The organism is Rhodococcoides trifolii (assembly GCF_014635345.1).
Classification (GTDB): Bacteria; Actinomycetota; Actinomycetes; order Mycobacteriales; family Mycobacteriaceae; genus Rhodococcoides; species Rhodococcoides trifolii.
Genome location: NZ_BMCU01000004.1, coordinates 198,391 through 214,046, shown reverse-complemented (window position 1 = coordinate 214,046; position 15,656 = coordinate 198,391). Strand labels below are relative to the sequence as shown.

At 66.2% G+C, this 15,656-nt stretch carries 18 protein-coding genes; 9 read left to right on the top strand and 9 right to left on the bottom strand.

All coding sequences use genetic code 11. From position 1 onward, the window contains the following. Positions 1 to 72 precede the first annotated feature (72 nt). Entirely contained in the window at positions 73 to 780 is a 708-nt protein-coding gene (locus tag IEW02_RS18635; RefSeq protein WP_188546383.1) for a TetR/AcrR family transcriptional regulator, read from the top strand. On the opposite strand, the gene IEW02_RS18630 is transcribed toward IEW02_RS18635, so the two are convergent. Continuing rightward, complete coding sequence (locus tag IEW02_RS18630; protein ID WP_229746152.1) at positions 739 to 1,497, bottom strand: 3-keto-5-aminohexanoate cleavage protein; 759 nt, start codon at positions 1,495 to 1,497, stop codon at positions 739 to 741. The two genes, IEW02_RS18635 and IEW02_RS18630, sit on opposite strands and share 42 nt — an antisense overlap. Further along, positions 1,497 to 2,693 carry an MFS transporter gene (locus IEW02_RS18625; protein ID WP_229746151.1) on the bottom strand — a complete coding sequence of 399 codons (1,197 nt, stop codon included), beginning with the start codon at positions 2,691 to 2,693 and terminating at the stop codon, positions 1,497 to 1,499. The genes IEW02_RS18630 and IEW02_RS18625 overlap by 1 nt, the downstream gene beginning before the upstream one ends. A gap of 68 nt (positions 2,694 to 2,761) precedes the next feature. On the opposite strand from IEW02_RS18625, the gene IEW02_RS18620 reads away from it, so the two are divergent. Beyond that, on the top strand, positions 2,762 to 3,064 hold the full coding sequence (locus tag IEW02_RS18620; protein ID WP_188546380.1) for a putative quinol monooxygenase: 303 nt from the start codon (positions 2,762 to 2,764) through the stop codon (positions 3,062 to 3,064). 36 nt (positions 3,065 to 3,100) lie between these two features. Here the strand turns inward: IEW02_RS18620 and IEW02_RS18615 are convergent, their stop codons facing one another. Continuing rightward, on the bottom strand, positions 3,101 to 4,681 hold the full coding sequence (locus IEW02_RS18615; RefSeq protein ID WP_188546379.1) for an HNH endonuclease signature motif containing protein: 1,581 nt from the start codon (positions 4,679 to 4,681) through the stop codon (positions 3,101 to 3,103). A gap of 127 nt (positions 4,682 to 4,808) precedes the next feature. Continuing rightward, positions 4,809 to 5,267, bottom strand: a complete 459-nt coding sequence (locus tag IEW02_RS18610) for a nuclear transport factor 2 family protein (protein WP_188546378.1) — start codon at positions 5,265 to 5,267, stop codon at positions 4,809 to 4,811. Between the two features lie 120 nt (positions 5,268 to 5,387). On the opposite strand from IEW02_RS18610, the gene IEW02_RS18605 reads away from it, so the two are divergent. Then, a complete protein-coding gene (locus tag IEW02_RS18605) occupies positions 5,388 to 6,284 on the top strand; it encodes an SDR family oxidoreductase (RefSeq protein WP_188546377.1) in 897 nt (298 codons plus the stop codon). On the opposite strand, the gene IEW02_RS18600 is transcribed toward IEW02_RS18605, so the two are convergent. Beyond that, positions 6,277 to 7,788 (bottom strand): MFS transporter, encoded by a 1,512-nt coding sequence (locus IEW02_RS18600; RefSeq protein WP_188546376.1) that lies wholly within the window; start codon positions 7,786 to 7,788, stop codon positions 6,277 to 6,279. The genes IEW02_RS18605 and IEW02_RS18600 overlap by 8 nt on opposite strands. Positions 7,789 to 7,876: 88 nt before the next feature. Here IEW02_RS18600 and IEW02_RS18595 point away from each other — a divergent pair, with 88 nt between their 5' ends. The 3 genes from IEW02_RS18595 (at position 7,877) to IEW02_RS18585 (ending at position 9,337) form a co-directional block, all read left to right on the top strand. Further along, on the top strand, positions 7,877 to 8,368 hold the full coding sequence (locus tag IEW02_RS18595) for a winged helix-turn-helix transcriptional regulator (RefSeq protein WP_188546375.1): 492 nt from the start codon (positions 7,877 to 7,879) through the stop codon (positions 8,366 to 8,368). Positions 8,369 to 8,374: 6 nt separating this feature from the next. Continuing rightward, positions 8,375 to 8,869 carry a PaaI family thioesterase gene (locus IEW02_RS18590; RefSeq protein ID WP_188546374.1) on the top strand — a complete coding sequence of 165 codons (495 nt, stop codon included), beginning with the start codon at positions 8,375 to 8,377 and terminating at the stop codon, positions 8,867 to 8,869. Between the two features lie 108 nt (positions 8,870 to 8,977). Continuing rightward, positions 8,978 to 9,337: an STAS domain-containing protein gene (locus IEW02_RS18585; protein WP_188546373.1), complete on the top strand. Its 360-nt coding sequence runs from the start codon at positions 8,978 to 8,980 to the stop codon at positions 9,335 to 9,337. Between the two features lie 4 nt (positions 9,338 to 9,341). Here IEW02_RS18585 and IEW02_RS18580 read toward each other — a convergent pair whose 3' ends face one another. After that, positions 9,342 to 9,719: an STAS domain-containing protein gene (locus IEW02_RS18580; protein WP_188546372.1), complete on the bottom strand. Its 378-nt coding sequence runs from the start codon at positions 9,717 to 9,719 to the stop codon at positions 9,342 to 9,344. Positions 9,720 to 9,819: 100 nt separating this feature from the next. Here IEW02_RS18580 and IEW02_RS18575 point away from each other — a divergent pair, with 100 nt between their 5' ends. Further along, positions 9,820 to 10,251, top strand: coding sequence for an ATP-binding protein (locus IEW02_RS18575; protein ID WP_188546371.1), 432 nt, complete (start codon positions 9,820 to 9,822; stop codon positions 10,249 to 10,251). Positions 10,252 to 10,339: 88 nt separating this feature from the next. After that, entirely contained in the window at positions 10,340 to 11,617 is a 1,278-nt protein-coding gene (locus IEW02_RS18570) for a PP2C family protein-serine/threonine phosphatase (protein WP_371829974.1), read from the top strand. Here the strand turns inward: IEW02_RS18570 and IEW02_RS18565 are convergent. Beyond that, on the bottom strand, positions 11,605 to 12,495 hold the full coding sequence (locus IEW02_RS18565; protein ID WP_229746150.1) for a helix-turn-helix transcriptional regulator: 891 nt from the start codon (positions 12,493 to 12,495) through the stop codon (positions 11,605 to 11,607). The genes IEW02_RS18570 and IEW02_RS18565 overlap by 13 nt on opposite strands. Positions 12,496 to 12,596: 101 nt before the next feature. Here IEW02_RS18565 and IEW02_RS18560 point away from each other — a divergent pair, with 101 nt between their 5' ends. Continuing rightward, complete coding sequence (locus IEW02_RS18560) at positions 12,597 to 13,292, top strand: SDR family NAD(P)-dependent oxidoreductase (protein ID WP_188546370.1); 696 nt, start codon at positions 12,597 to 12,599, stop codon at positions 13,290 to 13,292. On the opposite strand, the gene IEW02_RS18555 is transcribed toward IEW02_RS18560, so the two are convergent. Both IEW02_RS18555 and IEW02_RS18550 read right to left on the bottom strand, forming a co-directional pair. Beyond that, positions 13,261 to 14,508 (bottom strand): AGE family epimerase/isomerase, encoded by a 1,248-nt coding sequence (locus IEW02_RS18555; protein WP_188546369.1) that lies wholly within the window; start codon positions 14,506 to 14,508, stop codon positions 13,261 to 13,263. The genes IEW02_RS18560 and IEW02_RS18555 overlap by 32 nt on opposite strands. A gap of 18 nt (positions 14,509 to 14,526) precedes the next feature. Continuing rightward, a complete protein-coding gene (locus tag IEW02_RS18550; protein WP_188546368.1) occupies positions 14,527 to 15,618 on the bottom strand; it encodes a spore photoproduct lyase family protein in 1,092 nt (363 codons plus the stop codon). Between the last annotated feature and the right edge of the window lie 38 nt (positions 15,619 to 15,656).

Here is a 15,656-nt window from a genome sequence, read left to right as displayed (position 1 = left end):
TTATCAGTGAAATCAGTCTGCTGTTATCGAAGGTAACACAGCGATAGCGCTAGTGCGTTAGCATTGATAACCATGGAGACGCGCAGGGCCGACACACGAGCGACGATCGTGGAGGTGGCGGCCCGACTCCTGAGCGAAGGTGGTTCCGGCGCCGTGACCACTCGACGGGTGGCGGACGAGGCGGGTGTGCAGGCACCCACCATCTACCGACTCTTCGGAGACAAGGACGGTCTGCTCGACGCCGTCGCCGAGCACGTCATGGCCACATACGTCTCCGCCAAGGCCGAGATCGTCGAGGCAGCATCGCACGACCAGGTAGACCCGGTCGAGGACTTGCGACGAGGGTGGGACGCCCAGATCGATTTCGGCGTCGCCAATCCGACCCTGTTCACGCTACTCAGCAATCCCGATCGTCGGAGCCGTTCGGTCGCAACGCAATCCGGTCTTGACGTGCTGGCCGCGCGGGTACGCCGCGTCGCCGCTGCGGGACGCCTCCGTGTGAGCGAGCAACGCGCTGTCGACATGATCCACGCCGCCGGCACCGGAACCATCCTGAGCATTCTGTCGAGCCCACCCGATGCGCGAGACCCCGAATTGGCTACGCAGATGCTCGATGCCGTACTTGCGACCGTGCTGACCGACGGCACTGTGTCGACAGACACGCGCCATGTGTCGGCCGCGATCGCACTCACGGCGGTCGCATCCGAGTTGCCCGCACTCAGCCGCGCGGAACAGCAATTACTCGCCGAGTGGCTTTCTCGGGTCGTCGACGCGTCCTGACGAGCGCACCGCGCGAATCAATTCCACCGCTGCCGTGGTCAATTCGACGTTGGACCGCGCCGGCGTGCCGTCGGGCAGAACCGAGGTGTCCTCGAGTCCGGTCCGGATGCTGTGCCCGCGTGCAACAGCGCGTCGACCGACGTCCCAGGACGCGATGCCCACACCGTGGTGCAGTTGAGGCAGGGTGATACCCGCCGCCGCGATCATGTTCTCCATCTCGGCGTCCAACGCGAGCGCATCGGCGGCGTCGGCCTCCAACGGCTCGACGACGAGTCGCACGAAGCGAGACGCGTTGCCCGAGCGGACGAACAGTTCGGTGTCCTCGATGCTCAGCACGCACGCCTCCACGCCGACCCCCCTCCCCGAGAGCAGTTCCGAGATGTCGTCGATGCCCTCCTCGCCTTGGTTGGCGGCAACGAGGTCCGGCAACTCCGTCCATCCACGGATCAGTTCGAGGCGTTCGCGCGGATCCTCGACGATGGCAGCGAACGTGGTTACGTTCAACGGAGTTGTGGGACAACGGGAACGAACCGCACGGAGCATGCGGCCCACCGGACCCGGTGCGAGCGATTCGACACCGTCGTCGTCGAAGGCGTGCAGGTGCAGCAACGTCGCACCCGCGGCAACGCACGCTGCAGCGTCCGATGCGATCTCGTCGGCAGTGCGCGGCATGGCGGCATGCGTGACGTCACCGTTCAGGGCGATCTGCAGGTCCATCACACAACCGTCTCGCTCGCGCGGCGCCTCTGCCGCGCTGTTGCCACACCCCACGCGAGAGCGCTTGCCGCAACGAACGCCACGGCCAACCACGCGACCGCCACCATGCCTCCGCCCTGGTAGGCCAACGGCCCGAAGATCGCGCCGGTGGACCCTCCGAGGAAGACGCCGACCATGAAGAGGGTGTTCGCCTGAGCCGATGCGCCGGGATTCGCTGCGAGGACGCGAGATTGGTTGGCGGACTGAATGGATTGGTTCGCCAACGTCACGGCGAAGAGCGTGATCCCGAACAGCACGATGACATTCGAGTCGGCCAGCACTGCTGCGCTGGCGAGCATCAGCAACGCGAGACCGACGCCGACGACCCGCAGCGGGCCGTACGCGTCGATCAGCCGGCCGGCCAACGGTGTCACCACCCCCGCCGCCAAGCCGACGAAGCCGAACAGTCCCGCCTGCAGCACCGTCCATCCGAACGGCTCGGCCGTAAGGTGCAGAACCATCACCGTCCAGAAGGAGTTGAAGGTCGCGAACACGAAGAACTGGATCACGGCAGATTCGACGAGCTCCGGGCTGCGTCGAGCCAAGCGGACCGTCCCCGCGAGCAGGCTTCCGTAACCGGCGTCGGGCGACGACGGTTGGATGTCGATGCTCAATACGTTCCGGACGAACGGAACGGTGGCGAGCATCAGCGCGGCGAAAAGCGCGACGACCCAACGCCATCCGAGGGCGTCGACGAGAACGCTCGCCACGATGCGCCCACCGAAGATGCCGACGAGCAGGGCACCGACCATGGTTCCCGTCGTCGACCCTCGGCGTCCCTCCGGCGCCAAGCTGCTGGCCACCGGAATGAGCACCTGCGCGATGTTGGCCACGAGACCGACGACGAGGAATCCGAGCGCGACGGCGACCACCGTCGGCATCACGGCCGAGACCAGCAGCGCTGCGGTCAAGGCGACGGACTGGATGGTGACCTGCCGCTTCGGGTGGATCTTGTCGGCAAGAGGGACGAACAGGAAAATGCCTACCGCGTAACCGATTTGCACCGCGGTGGCAATCACGCTCGCCGCACCGGGCGCGACACCGAGGTCGACTGCCAGCGCGGTGAGCATCGACTGCGGAAGATAGATCACGCTCACCGCCACCGACGATGCGACGGCGAGAACTGCCAGGGTTCGGTTCCACGAGGGGGCGGGCACGGTGTTCATCCTGCCGTGCGGTGCGCAGTACAGTCGAGACGCAGGCCCCTTCGTGAACGGAGACACCCATGTCCGCAGTAGTCCAACTCGAGATGCACCTCGATCCCACCCGTCTCGACGAGGCGGAAAAGGTGATCGTCGAGACCCTGAAGGCGACGCGCGAGTGGCCGGGTAACCAGGGCCTCGAGGTGATCGTGGACGACGCGGATCCCGCCCACGTGATCGTCGTCGAGCAGTGGGAGAACACCGCCGCGCACGACGCGTACGCAGCGTGGCGGCTCACGCCCGAGGGCGCGAACAAACTCGGTGAGGTCGTGACCGCGAAGCCGGTCAAGACGGTGTTCTCCGGCCGGATCGATCTGCCGTACTGATCGACCCAGCGCAGACCTCTCCCCCGAAACGTTCAGTCAGGGTTGATCTTCCGGCGGGTACAGCAACTCCCGCGGGTGGAAGAAGTGATTCACCCGACCCGTCCGGCTCGGGTCGAGCGCTAGCGGCGGATGCCACAACGCGCGACCCGCGTACGGATGATCATCGGCTGCAATCGTGGTGGCCCAACGGTTGTCGCCGGGGCCCACCAGACGATGGTGCCGCTCGCACGCCAGCGTGAGCAGATCGATGTCGGTGCACCCGTCATCGATCACCCATTCGTCGGTGTGGTGCACCTGGCACCACACCCCCGGCGCCGAACAGCCCGGGAAGCTACATCCACGCTCGGTTGCGTACAGGGCCAACCGCTGATCCGCTGTTGCTGGACGTTTCGTTCGGCCCAGGAAGAGGGGGCGTTCGTGTTCGTCGAGCAGCATCAGGAACGCGTGCTGACCGGACGCCATCCGAAGCGCATCTCGCACATCGATTCTCGTCCCCGTCGCGGTGAGCGCCACCCCGGATGCAGACTCGAGCTGGTCCAGAGTCATCGTGACGATCGGGACGCAGGTGACCCCGCGATGCTTGCCCAGCGCGCCCGACGCCAGGTAGCCGGTGAGAGCGGCCTCGAGAGCGTCGTGGTTGCGCTCCCCCGCTGACCGCGAATCCCAACGCATGACCGGTGCGGGGTCGTCAGGCGGTTCGAGGCTGGGCGAGGGGTCGGGGTCGGGTGGTGGGTCCGGGTTGGGCGCGGGGTCCGGGCCGGGCGACGGGTCGGGGCCCGGATCATCACCCTCGTCGTCACCCTCCTCATCGCGGTCGTACAGCCCCACGACACCGGCGTCGGCCGGCTTGTCGTCGTCACCGGTAGTGCGACCTGGCTTGCCGCCCTTCGCGAAGATTGTCTCCATCAAGGCCCGCACCTCGGGGTCGACGCACATCCGGCCGCCGGACATCTCGTCCTTACCCTGACGGTCGAATCTGATGAACGCGGACCGCTTCTTGTCCCTGCGGTCCTTCGGCGGCTTCCCGTCCTCGTCGATCAACTGCGCCAACGCTTCTGCAGCCTGACGGAACTCCCTCGGCCGGGTGGTGCGCGCAAGGTTTCCCAGTTGCCGCTCCGCCGCCTCCCGAATGTCGGGGGCAACGTCGTCGGAGAGTTCCTTGTGGAAGTCCTCGACCACTTTGACGTGTGCGTGGGTGATGTCTCCGTCGCGCACCGCCGACGCAGTCGTCGGGTATTTCGCGCCTGCACGCTCACCGGACGGCAAGGTACGTGGAGCGAGCGTCCGCGCCGCCTTGATTCGCGACACCGCCTCGCCGTCCCCGCAGTTCACGAGGGCTCCGACGATCTCGGAGTTGCTGCCCATGAGGTCGTCGAGGCCACGCGCGTCGAGCAATTGTGCCAACCAGACATTCGAAGCACCGTCGAGCATGCGCGCACAACGAACCGACTGCGCCCACACCGTCCGTATGTCCTGATCCGACAACAATGATGCATCCGCCGCAGCCAGAGCCGAAACTGCTTCTCCCACAGCGGTAATCAGATCGGCGAAAACCCGGTCGCCGATCCGATGTGCTGTCGCACCGGTCTCGCCGTGCGAACTTCCCCCCGAAAGCATGTCAGAACCATAGCGACCACCACCGACAACTTTTCGAACGTCCGTGCGAATCGCTGAAACGGAGCTGCAATTATGCAACCGCGACCGAAAATCCTCAGCGCCGATACGTATTCGACGCGCGGCTACGTCAATCGAGCGGGATGTCCCCGCTATCACCCTCGGCTCGCGGTCCGAACAGCCGCCGCTGCGACTCGTCGATCGGGCGGTCGTCGATGCTCGCTTCGCGTCGACTCATCAGCCCGTTCTCGTCGAATTCCCAGAGCTCGTTGCCATAACTACGGAACCACTGGCCGCCGGCGTCGTGCCACTCGTACTGGAAGCGCACGGCAATGCGGTTCCCGTCGAAGCTCCACAAGCTCTTGCGCAGGACGTAGTCGAGTTCGCGCTCCCACTTCGCCGTCAGGAACGAGACGATTTCGTCCCGGCCGGTGATGAATTCGTTGCGGTTACGCCAGACGGAATCTTGCGTGTAGGCCAGACTCACTCGCTGCGGGTCACGTGAGTTCCACGCGTCTTCGGCCGCTTGGACCTTGACCGTCGCGGTCTTGCGGTCGAACGGCGGGAGCGGCGGGCGTGGTTCGGACATGCTGCGGATCGTAACTGCTTCAATCCGAAATCACCTGCTGTGCCGCGCGATACACCGGTTGAGCCGACACGTCGTCGGGTACACGCCACCTACCCGGGTAGAGCGAGCGAGAGGAACGACATGACCGACCAACACACCAAGGCCGATCCGACCACCGTGTTCCCCATGCCGGACAGATCGGCGCAGGACCGGATCGACCACCCCGGGCTGACGAGCGACCTCGTCACCGCTCCGGACCACGGGGAGGACTCGTATCGCGGATCCGGCCGCCTCGAAGGCCGTCTGGCACTGATCACAGGCGGCGATTCGGGAATCGGTCGCGCGGTCGCGCTGGCTTTCGCGCGGGAGGGAGCCGATGTCGTGATCAGCCACCTCGAGGCCGAGCAAGAAGACGCCGACGCCACGGTCCAACTCATCGAAAGCGCCGGGCGAAAGGGTTTCTCGGTTCCCGGCGATATTCGCGACGAAGAACAATGCAGGAGTCTCGTCGACAAGGCGGTCGAAGACCTTGGCGGTCTTGACATCCTCGTCAACAACGCCGCCTTCCAGATGGCACAGATGGGCGGGATCGCCGCAATCACGTCCGAGCAGTTCGACCGAGTTCTCAAGACCAACCTCTACGCAATGTTCTGGTTGTCGAAGAAGGCGGTCGAGGTGCTGCAGCCGGGGTCCGCGATCATCAACACCACGTCGATTCAGGCATCGAATCCCTCTCCTGAACTCCTGGACTACGCGATCACCAAAGCCGGCATCGTGGCCTTCACCAAGGGCCTGGCCGCCGACCAGGCGGCACGCGGTATTCGAGTGAATGCTGTCGCGCCCGGTCCGATCTGGACTCCGCTCATACCGGCAACCATGCCCGCGGACAAGTACGAGAGCTTCGGTGACGAAGTACCGCTGGCCCGCCCCGGGCAACCGGCCGAGCTGGCGCCCGCCTACGTGTTCCTGGCATCGAACGAGTCCAGTTACATCACGGGTGAGACGATCGCGGTGACCGGCGGAACGCCGTTCAACTGACGAGAGTCGGCGCCGAACCTTCGACGACATGGGGCCGGTTCCGTACGAACGCCACTGTCGCGACAGCTCCCGCACCGAACACGGCGGCGATGATCCACAGACCGGTGTGCACACCCGATGTGAACGCGGAACCGATGGCGGCCGTGACGTTCTCGTCGACGGTGCCCATCTGTCCCGAGGAGACAGCGGCCACGACGTCGGCCTGAACCGGTTCGGGAACACCCCGTGCGGACAACTCGGACGGTAAGGCACCGATCAACGTGCTGGTCAGCACGGCACCGAGGGTGGAAGAACCCAGGACGGACCCGATCTGGCGTGCTGCGTTCACGGCGCCGGATGCCATGCCCGCTCGATCGGCGTCGACACTGACCATCGCGGCGGCCGTGCTGGGGGCGGCCACCAGACCGACCCCGGCGCCGAACAAGGCGAACCAGAACCAGACGAGTTCGAAACCCGTTGTGGCGGTTTGCGTCAGCAGTCCCAGGGCGGCCACTGCGCCCAGTGCGAGACCGCCGGCGAGCGGTGGCACGAACCCCACCCGCCGCACCAGTCGACCCGCGACAGCGGCGACCGCCACGTACACGGCGAAGATCACCACCACCCGATAGCCCGTGGCGAGTGCGTCGAGCGACTGCACGCGTTCGTAGAACAGCACCTGCAACACCGCCAGACCGGTGAAACCGAACAGCGCGATCGCTGCGACCGCGCTGATGGTGGCGAACGACGCGGACCGGAAGAGACGGACGTCGAGCATGGGGGTGGGGACACGCAACTCGACTGCCACGAAAGCGCACACGGCAACGAGTGCCAGGATCCACGACGCGACCACGCGGCCGTCGGTGTAGCCCGATCCGCCGCCCTCGATCATTCCGTACACGAGCGCGGCGACGGCGACGGTTCCCAGCACCAGTCCGGTCGGGTCCAATCTTGTTCCGGGCTGACGTGTTTCGGCCACACCGGTGAAGGTCAGGGCGAAAGCGACGGCTCCCAGCACGACGGCGGGGGTGAAGGCGAAGTGCCAATCGGCGTGATCGAGAAGGACACCGGAGACGATGGGTCCGACGGCCAGTCCGATTCCGGACGACGCGGCCCAGAGCGTGATGACCTCCGTACGGCGGTGCGGATCGGGGAATGTTGCCGCGACGATCGCCAGACTGTTCGGCAGTATCAGCGCGCCGCCGACACCTGCGACGAGTTGGCCGACGATGACGGTCGGAAGCGAGTCCGCAACCACGACGATGGCCGCACCGAGAGCCAGGACCACCGCGCCGGAGCGGAACATGCGGCGGCGACCGAATCGGCTGCCCAACGTCCCGGCCGAGAGGACCAGCGCGGCAACCGCCAGCGTGTACGCACTCGGTACCCAGACCAGTGTGGCGGGCGCGACCTCGAGGGCACGTCCTACCGCGCCCAACGACGACACCGACGCCGTGATCTGCAGGAACGTCACCATCGATCCGACACACATCGCGATCACCGTGATGAACTGCTTTCTGCCGTCCATACCCGCTCCTGACTCGTCGATGAACTAGTCAGCACACCGTAGCCCGCTGACTAGTGAAACAACAAGTCAGGCGTGTTACGGTGGTGTCATGACCGAACTACTGGTCGACCGCTCGCAGTTGACTCTCACCAATTGCTCCGTCGCGAACACTCTCGACGTCGTCGGAAATCGCATCAGCCTGTTGATGTTGCGCGAAGCCTTCATGGGCACAACACGATTCGACGACTTCGCGAGTCGCGTCGGCGTGTCCGAGTCAGCGGCGTCCAAGCGCCTCGGTGAACTGACGCGAGCCCGCATTCTCGAGCGTCGGCCGTACCGCGATGCAGGCCAACGCGAACGCCACGAGTACCACCTCACACCCAAAGGCGTCGAATTGCGTGTGGTGCTGACCGCCCTACGCGACTGGGGCGACCGGTGGGAATCCGGCACCGGGGGGCCGCCGGTTCACACCGTCCATCGCGGGTGCGACGCACCGGTTCATGCCGAGTTGCGCTGCAGCGAGGGTCATCTCGTGCCTCGCGCCGAGGCCGCGCTTGCCCTCGGCGCTGCCCCCGACACCGTCCGTCCCACACAGGAGTAACCACCGATGACCACCACCCCGGATACGCGGTCTCGGACCGTCACCTGGACCGATCCGATGACGACAGCGCAGGCGGCGGCCGGCCGCACCGGTCTGGAGTTCGTGCAGGGCCTGGCGTCCGGGGAGATCCCCGCCCCGCCGATCATGGCTCTCACGGGCGCGGAACTGACCGAGGCGAGCGAGGGCCGAGCGGTGTTCACCCTGCTGCCCGGCGAGTATCACTACAACCCGATCGGTTCGGTGCACGGCGGCATCATCGCCACGTTGCTCGACTCCGCCGCCGGGTGCGCCGTGCAGACGAAGCTGGCCGCAGGCGTCGGCTACACCAGCCTCGACCTGTCAGTGAAATACCTACGCGGCATTCGGGCGGACACGGGCGTGGTCACGTGCACCGGCACGGTCGTCCACATCGGTCGGCGCACCGCTCTCGCGCAGGCCGAGCTCCGAGACGCCACCGGGCGCCTCCTCGCATCCGCGACGAGCAGCTGCGTGGTTCTGTGAGCGACGACCCTGCGTAGTAGTCGGCTCTTGTACACTTCTCAGCGCGTGGTCGAACCCAGTGCCGCGATCGAAAAGACCTTGGTATTCGGCCGCCCTGGGGAGTGATACATGTCCGACAGCTACCGTTCCGCCCGCGTCGACATCAGTGTCGAAGTCGTGGGCTCGTTCACGGTGGTTGTGGTGTCCGGCGAACTCGACATGAGCACCACACCGGCATTCTCCGACGAGATCGGCCGCGCCTTGTCCTCCGACACCAAGGGTGTGGTCATCGACTTCTCGGGGGTCGAGTTCCTGAGTTCGAGCGCTATCACCGTCCTGTTGACAGCCAACAACGATGCCGATGTGAGCATTGTCGTGGTTGCGGACAGTCACGTGACGCGGCGCCCCATCGAATTGGTCGGTCTCGACGACGTCCTGACTGTGCACCGCACCCGTGCCGAGGCGCTCGAATCCCTCTCGCCCGCGTAACGCTCTAACGGTTCGGCGTGGCCGGACTGACGAATTCGATCGCCGACGCGACGTCCGGGACCGTGGTGATCACCCGATCGAGCCCACTGAGCGTGATCGGTCGTTGCACAGCAGGCTGGGAAGCGACGATGGCGGCGGACGCCCCGTCAGGCAGCAGGTCGATGGTGCGGACCAGAACCGTGACGCCGCTCGACGACATGAACTGCACGCCCGTCAGGTCGAACACGAGACCGTTCGACGCCACTTCTGCAGCGGGGTAGGCCGTTTCCGACAGTCGGGGGGCGCTGGCCAGATCGAGGGAGCCGCGTACCGAGACCACGGCGACACCGTCCAGATCGGACACGTCGACCTCGAAGCCCTTGCTGGCGGGCTGATCTCTCATCTCGGCGACGTTACCCGCAACTCTGCCGGGGGAAGGTTCGACCGCCCCGCAGTGGGTACACCGCTTGCATGATCGGTCACGCGCTGTCGCTAGTTCCCGCGTGAACACGAACCCGACTCACGCAACTGCGTCGCGATGGTCCTACGAGGACGACGCCACCGCCGACGCCGCCGGTGCCCTACGTCGTCGGCTGTCCAGTTGGCTCGAGTCCAGAGCACTGAAGGCCATCTCGGTCGACGTCGTCCTGGCCGCCTACGAGGCAATGGCCAACAGCGTCGAGCACGCGTTCGTCGGTCGTTCCGGCCCCGGCCGAATGTCGTTGACCGCCGTGCACGACGGACCGGTCCTCGTCGTGACGATCGCCGATACAGGCACGTGGCTCGAGCACGGGCCGACGCCGAATCGGGGACGCGGCTTGCGCCTGGCGGAGGCGATCAGCGACAGTGTGGACGTCCATCACGACGGCGGCACCGGAACCTTGGTGACCTTGACCTGGAACTTGCCCGCCGACCACTACGCATCGGGTACGTGATCCGTCGCCGATTGCCCACGCGGTACTCGAATTTGGTAGAAACGACTGTGACTTCGTGCGAAACAGTGATGTGAGCCCAAGCGACAACGTGCCACCGCGCGTCCGCCTCGACGGCGTAGAGGCAACGCGCTACCTCGACACCGCCCCCGCCGGGTTCCTGGTCGTCGATGCGGGGACCAACACGATCACCTACGTCAATGCCACGTTGTGCCGCGTGGTCGGCGCCGCGGCCCTCGACATCGTCGGACGTGAAGCGCAGGACCTGTTCACCGCGTCCAGCCGCGCCATGGTCACCGCTCTGCTCGCCGCCGGCTCGGACGCCGACACCGACATCCCCACCGGGGCGACGGCCGAGATGCACGTCGGGGCAGGCGCCACCCTCAGTGTTCTCCTGATGGCGAACCGAAGCGTCGAGCCGGAAGGACCCGTAGTCCGGGTGACCTTTCATGCGGCGACCGCCCACCGCATTCGCGAACAGGACCTCATCGACGCCCGCGACGACGCCGAGAACGCGCAGTCGATTGCCGAGAACGCTCTCTATCGATCCCGCGATGCGCTCGAGGAGTCCGAAGGTGCCCGCAAGAGCGCGGAGGCCGAACGGACGCAGGTGCAGATCCTCGCCACCACGCTCCAACGCACCCTGCTGCCGCCGGTTCTGTCCGCCCCCACCGGGATGGACATCTCCGCGTACTACCACCACGCATCCGACGACGAAGTGGGCGGCGACTTCTACGACGTGTTTCCTCTCGACCCGCAAACGTGGGGGTTCTTCCTCGGGGACGTCAGCGGCAAGGGTGCGGGAGCCGCTGCGGTGACATCGCTGACCCGCTACACGCTGCGCGCGGCAGCGGTGTTCGACCGCGATCCGGTCAGTGTTCTGCACAATCTGAATACTGTTCTGCACCACGAGTTTCGGGGCGACGACCCCCGATTCTGCACCGTCGTCTACGGCACGATCACGCCGACCGACGACGGCGCGGTCATCAGTCTCGCCAGCGGTGGACACCCACCTGCGCTGCACCTGCGAGCGGACGGCACCGCGGCGTACGTCGACACCGTCGGCGGTCAACTCGTCGGCGCCCTGAGTGATCCGCACTTTCGCTCGGCGGAGTTGACGCTCGCCCCTGGCGACTCGTTCCTGCTCTACACCGACGGTCTCACCGAAGCGCACGTCGGACCCGGCCGCATCCGGTACGACGACACCGGCGCGCTACTCGAGTTCGCCGACGCTGCGGCCCCGACCACCGCGGCGCGAGTCGTCGACGATCTGATCGGCGTGCTGACCTCGTTCGGCGACGGGTTGCAGGACGACGTGGCGTTGCTCGCTCTCGGCGTGCCGCCCGCGGACGCTCGTCATTCCTCGTGACGCAGTGATCCACCGGTAGCGGCGCCGACCACCGATCCCGCAACCATCGCCAACTGCAACTTCGTCTCGTCTTCGCTGCCCGGTTCCGCGGTCAGGATCACGATCTTGAGTTCCGAATCCCCGTCCGTCAGCACGTCGCAGTCGACGGCGATCGGACCCACCGACGGATGATGCACCGTCTTGTGGTCCTCGCGGTGTGCACCGACGATGCCCGCAGCCCACAGCTGTGCGAAGTCGTCGTTGCCGGTGCTCAACTCCTGAATCAGAGCGTTCAGCCGGGTGTCCCCGGGGAACCGCCCCGTCGCCCGTCGCAGGTCCGATACGACGGCTGTGCGGACCGCAGCTTCGCCGCCGGTGGACTCGACCAGCCGTCGAGACAAGCTCGGGGTGCGACCGTCGACGGGAAAGTTGTCTCGCGCGAAGTTGCGCTCGGCCGGCGGAATCGCGGACGGGTCACCGAACAGGGCGGCCCACCCCGGATTCCACCACTGCATCTGCCAGTCCGCCGAGAACACCGCCGCCGCGGCGTCACCGAGTCGACCGACCACCCGGCGCACCCCCGGCGGTATGTGGTCGGAGATCGCGCCGTCGGCGGGTGGGATGTGCCCGGCCAGACGGAACAGGTGGTCACGCTCGTCCCGGGTGAGCGCCAGTGCACGGGCCAGGGAGGAGACCACCTGAGCCGACGGCGACGTCGCCCGTCCCTGCTCGAGCCGCACCACGTAGTCGACGGAAATACCCGCGAGGTCCGCGAGATCCTCGCGACGCAAGCCGGCCGCACGGCGCGAGCTGCGCGGCGGTAGACCCACCGCCGCGGGCGACAAGCGGTCGCGCCACGAACGGATCGTCGCGCCGAGGCCGTTCGTCGAAGCAATCACCGATCCAGTGTGCGTCACGTCCGCGCCCGCAGGGTGGTACCGCTTTTCCTACCGTCGACCCGTCTCTGGTGCAGTAGCCGAACCGAGCGTTCGATGAAGTCATGACAATCACCTTCATCACCGGAGCAAACAAGGGTCTCGGTTACGAGACCGCACGACGACTGATCGACCAGGGCCATACCGTCGTTCTCGGAGCACGCGATCCCGAGCTCGGCCGCGCCGCTGCCGACGAACTCGGAGCGCGCTTCGTTCGGATCGACGTCACCGATCAGCAGTCCGTGGACGCGGCGGCGGCCGACGTCCTCGACCACGAAGGAGTGGTCGACGTGCTCGTGAACAACGCCGGTATCGCCGGTCCGCATCGCGGCGCCGAGGAGATGCGGGCCGACGAGCTTCTCGCCGTTCTGGACGTCAACGTCGCGGGCGTCGTGCGCACCACCGGCGCGTTTCTTCCCCTGCTCCGCCGATCGCCGGACCCGACGATCGTGAACGTGAGCAGCGGCATGGGATCGTTCTCCGTCACCCACGATCCGTCCCGAGTCGAATCGAGCTTCGCCGAGCCGGTGTACACCTCGTCCAAGGCGGCTCTGACCATGCTGACCACTCAATACGCCAAGGCGCTCACCGACATTCGAATCAACGCAGCCGATCCGGGTTACACCGCAACAGAATTCAACGGCAACAGTGGACCGCAAACCGTCACGGAGGGAACGGACGCGGTCGTGCAGTTGGCCACGGAGGGACCCGGACACGGAACCGGTCGGTTCATCGACCGCCACGGTCCGGTGGAGTGGTAGTCGTCAGAGTGGCCACGAGGCTCGACCGCTGAGCGTACCGACTGATCCACGTCGCCTGAATTGCGTGATAGATATCGGGTTTGCCGCTCCACACCGTGCTCGCCGATGCGTTGTGCTCGTCGAGCTCGTGGTGCCAGGACCCGTTCTCGTGATCGACGAAATACTCGGCGGCGACGTCCCACCAGATCCGATAGTCGTTCTCGTACCGGGTGTCTCCCGTCAGGCGGGCGAAGGTGGCGGCAGCTGCGATCGCTTCGCAGAGAACCCAGTGCAGGCGGCTGGTCACCACCGGTCGGCCGGACCAATCCGTCGTGTAGACGAATCCGGGTGTCGGGCCGGGTTGCCAGCCGTCGAGCGCGGCACGGTCGTAGATCGACTGTGCCGCAGGGACGAAATCGTCGACACCGGTCTGGACGAGAAGCCTCGCCCACTCGAATCCGTGACCGACCGTGGCGCCGTACGGCTTGAACTGATTGGTCGTGTCGTCGGAGTTGTACTCCAGCAGCGGAATCCAATCCGGCGTGAAGTGCTCCGGGATGCGCCACTGGTTGTTCTCCGCCCAGCCGCACACGTTGGCACAGATGCGCAGCGCGCGCTCCCGCCAGATCGTGGCCGCGCCGGCGTCGACGGCCGCGAACAACGCCTCGACCATGTGCATGTTGCCGTTGATGCCGCGGTAGGGATCCAGTTCCGACCAGTCGACGTTCCATGTGTCCGAACACATTCCGTGCTCGTCGTCCCAGAACCGCTCCTCTACCGTCGTGAGCGCCTCGGTGAGAATCTCGCGTCCGCGAGGGTGGCCCGCCGCGGTCGCGGCCGATGCCGCCAGCACCACGAACGCGTGCGCGTAGGCCGATTTCACCGCGTCGGGCCCCGTCGGGTCGGACGCAGTCGCGTCGTCACTGGACTCGAACCACCCACCGTGCCGGGCGTCCCGCAGGGTGGTGAGCAATCCGTCGAACACTCGGTCGGCCCGACGGCGGGCACCAGGATGCCCGAGGAGGGAACCGAGAAACTGTACGTGCGACATTCGCGCCGTGACGTAGGTCAGGGCGGAGTGAGACGGATCAGGATATCCGCGGTCGTCCAGCCAGGCAGCACCACCGGCGGGGTGGTCGAGAGACGACCCGAAGTTCAGCAGTCGACTCGATTCGTTGTCGAGCCACAGATGGTGGGACGGCAGCGTCAGCCAGGACACGCTCTCGTTCGAGGACACGCAGTCAGCGTACGAGTCTCAGGTCCAGTACAACAGCTGCGACTCCGGCAGTACCGATTCGAGTTCGTTCACGAACCAGGTCCGCATCTCCGACATCGTGTCCTTCGGGTACACGTACTTGACTCCACCGAACTTGTTGCGCTTCGCCGTTCGCGCATCCTCGTCCATCTCCAGTTTGGTGCCGGGGTACCAACTCAGCAGGACGTCCTTGCTCGACGGCGTGAATCGGTGGGTGATGATCTCGGTGGTGAGATCGAGATCGGGAACGTCCCGCAGCGCAGCGGCGACGTTGGCGAGCAGACGTCCGTACTGGTCGCGCCACTGCGGAATGGGCATGATCGGGGCGATCGTCAGCCCCACCCGGTATCCGGCGAGCGCCAGTCTGCGGAGCGCCTCGATACGCGCCGGCATTCGGGCGGTTCCGCCCTCGAACCGCTGGGCGATGTCATCTGCGTTGACGGACAGGCGAACTCGGGTGCGCCGGCCGTGGTCGAGGGTCAGCAGCTCGGTCACGTCGTCGAACTTGGTGGTGAAGCGCAGGGACACGTCGTCGCCGTAGGTACCGGCTCCGACGCGGGCGATGGCCTCGGCCAGCGAACCGGTGACGTGCTCGATCCCGAGCGGATCTGTGTAACAAGACAATTCGAAGGTGGTGCCTTCGTGACCGCGCTCCGCGGTACCGGAGGTGATGTTGCCGCGACCCGCGTGCGTTCCGATGCCGGCGAGCACGTCGTCGATGTTGGCGAACACCCGAGTGATCGGCGGCCCGGACAGCGATCCGGCGAGATAGCAGTACTGGCAGTGCGCCGGGCATCCCTTCGCGAGGTCGATGCGCCAATCGGCACTCGGCGGGATCGGCTGCGGCTTCAGCACGCTCGCGGGTGCGACGACCACGGCCAGGGTCGTCTTCGCCCGCGCGTACGTCTGACGCTCGGATTCCCCGCGCAGTCCGGTCAGGCGGTCCCCCGGCATGACGTCGATCTCGGACACGCCCGCCGCTTCGCACCGCCGGACGATCTCCGCGGTGTGCGGGAGCTCGGACGCGGAGCGGGTGATCAGGACGCGTGCGGGGGTCCAGATCTTGGTGGGGGCGGCGAGGAGATCATTCATCCCTCATGTCAACAACCGCGGACGGTCGATCCTTCCGA

Coding starts and splice junctions, on each gene's coding strand:
- IEW02_RS18560 (WP_188546370.1), top strand. CDS start 12,597: ATGACAATCACCTTCATCACCGGAGCAAACAAGGGTCTCGGTTACGAG.
- IEW02_RS18610 (WP_188546378.1), bottom strand. CDS start 5,267: ATGTCCGAACCACGCCCGCCGCTCCCGCCGTTCGACCGCAAGACCGCG.
- IEW02_RS18600 (WP_188546376.1), bottom strand. CDS start 7,788: ATGGACGGCAGAAAGCAGTTCATCACGGTGATCGCGATGTGTGTCGGA.
- IEW02_RS18580 (WP_188546372.1), bottom strand. CDS start 9,719: ATGAGAGATCAGCCCGCCAGCAAGGGCTTCGAGGTCGACGTGTCCGAT.
- IEW02_RS18595 (WP_188546375.1), top strand. CDS start 7,877: ATGACCGAACTACTGGTCGACCGCTCGCAGTTGACTCTCACCAATTGC.
- IEW02_RS18590 (WP_188546374.1), top strand. CDS start 8,375: ATGACCACCACCCCGGATACGCGGTCTCGGACCGTCACCTGGACCGAT.
- IEW02_RS18635 (WP_188546383.1), top strand. CDS start 73: ATGGAGACGCGCAGGGCCGACACACGAGCGACGATCGTGGAGGTGGCG.
- IEW02_RS18550 (WP_188546368.1), bottom strand. CDS start 15,618: ATGAATGATCTCCTCGCCGCCCCCACCAAGATCTGGACCCCCGCACGC.
- IEW02_RS18605 (WP_188546377.1), top strand. CDS start 5,388: ATGACCGACCAACACACCAAGGCCGATCCGACCACCGTGTTCCCCATG.
- IEW02_RS18615 (WP_188546379.1), bottom strand. CDS start 4,681: ATGCTTTCGGGGGGAAGTTCGCACGGCGAGACCGGTGCGACAGCACAT.
- IEW02_RS18630 (WP_229746152.1), bottom strand. CDS start 1,497: ATGGACCTGCAGATCGCCCTGAACGGTGACGTCACGCATGCCGCCATG.
- IEW02_RS18620 (WP_188546380.1), top strand. CDS start 2,762: ATGTCCGCAGTAGTCCAACTCGAGATGCACCTCGATCCCACCCGTCTC.
- IEW02_RS18585 (WP_188546373.1), top strand. CDS start 8,978: ATGTCCGACAGCTACCGTTCCGCCCGCGTCGACATCAGTGTCGAAGTC.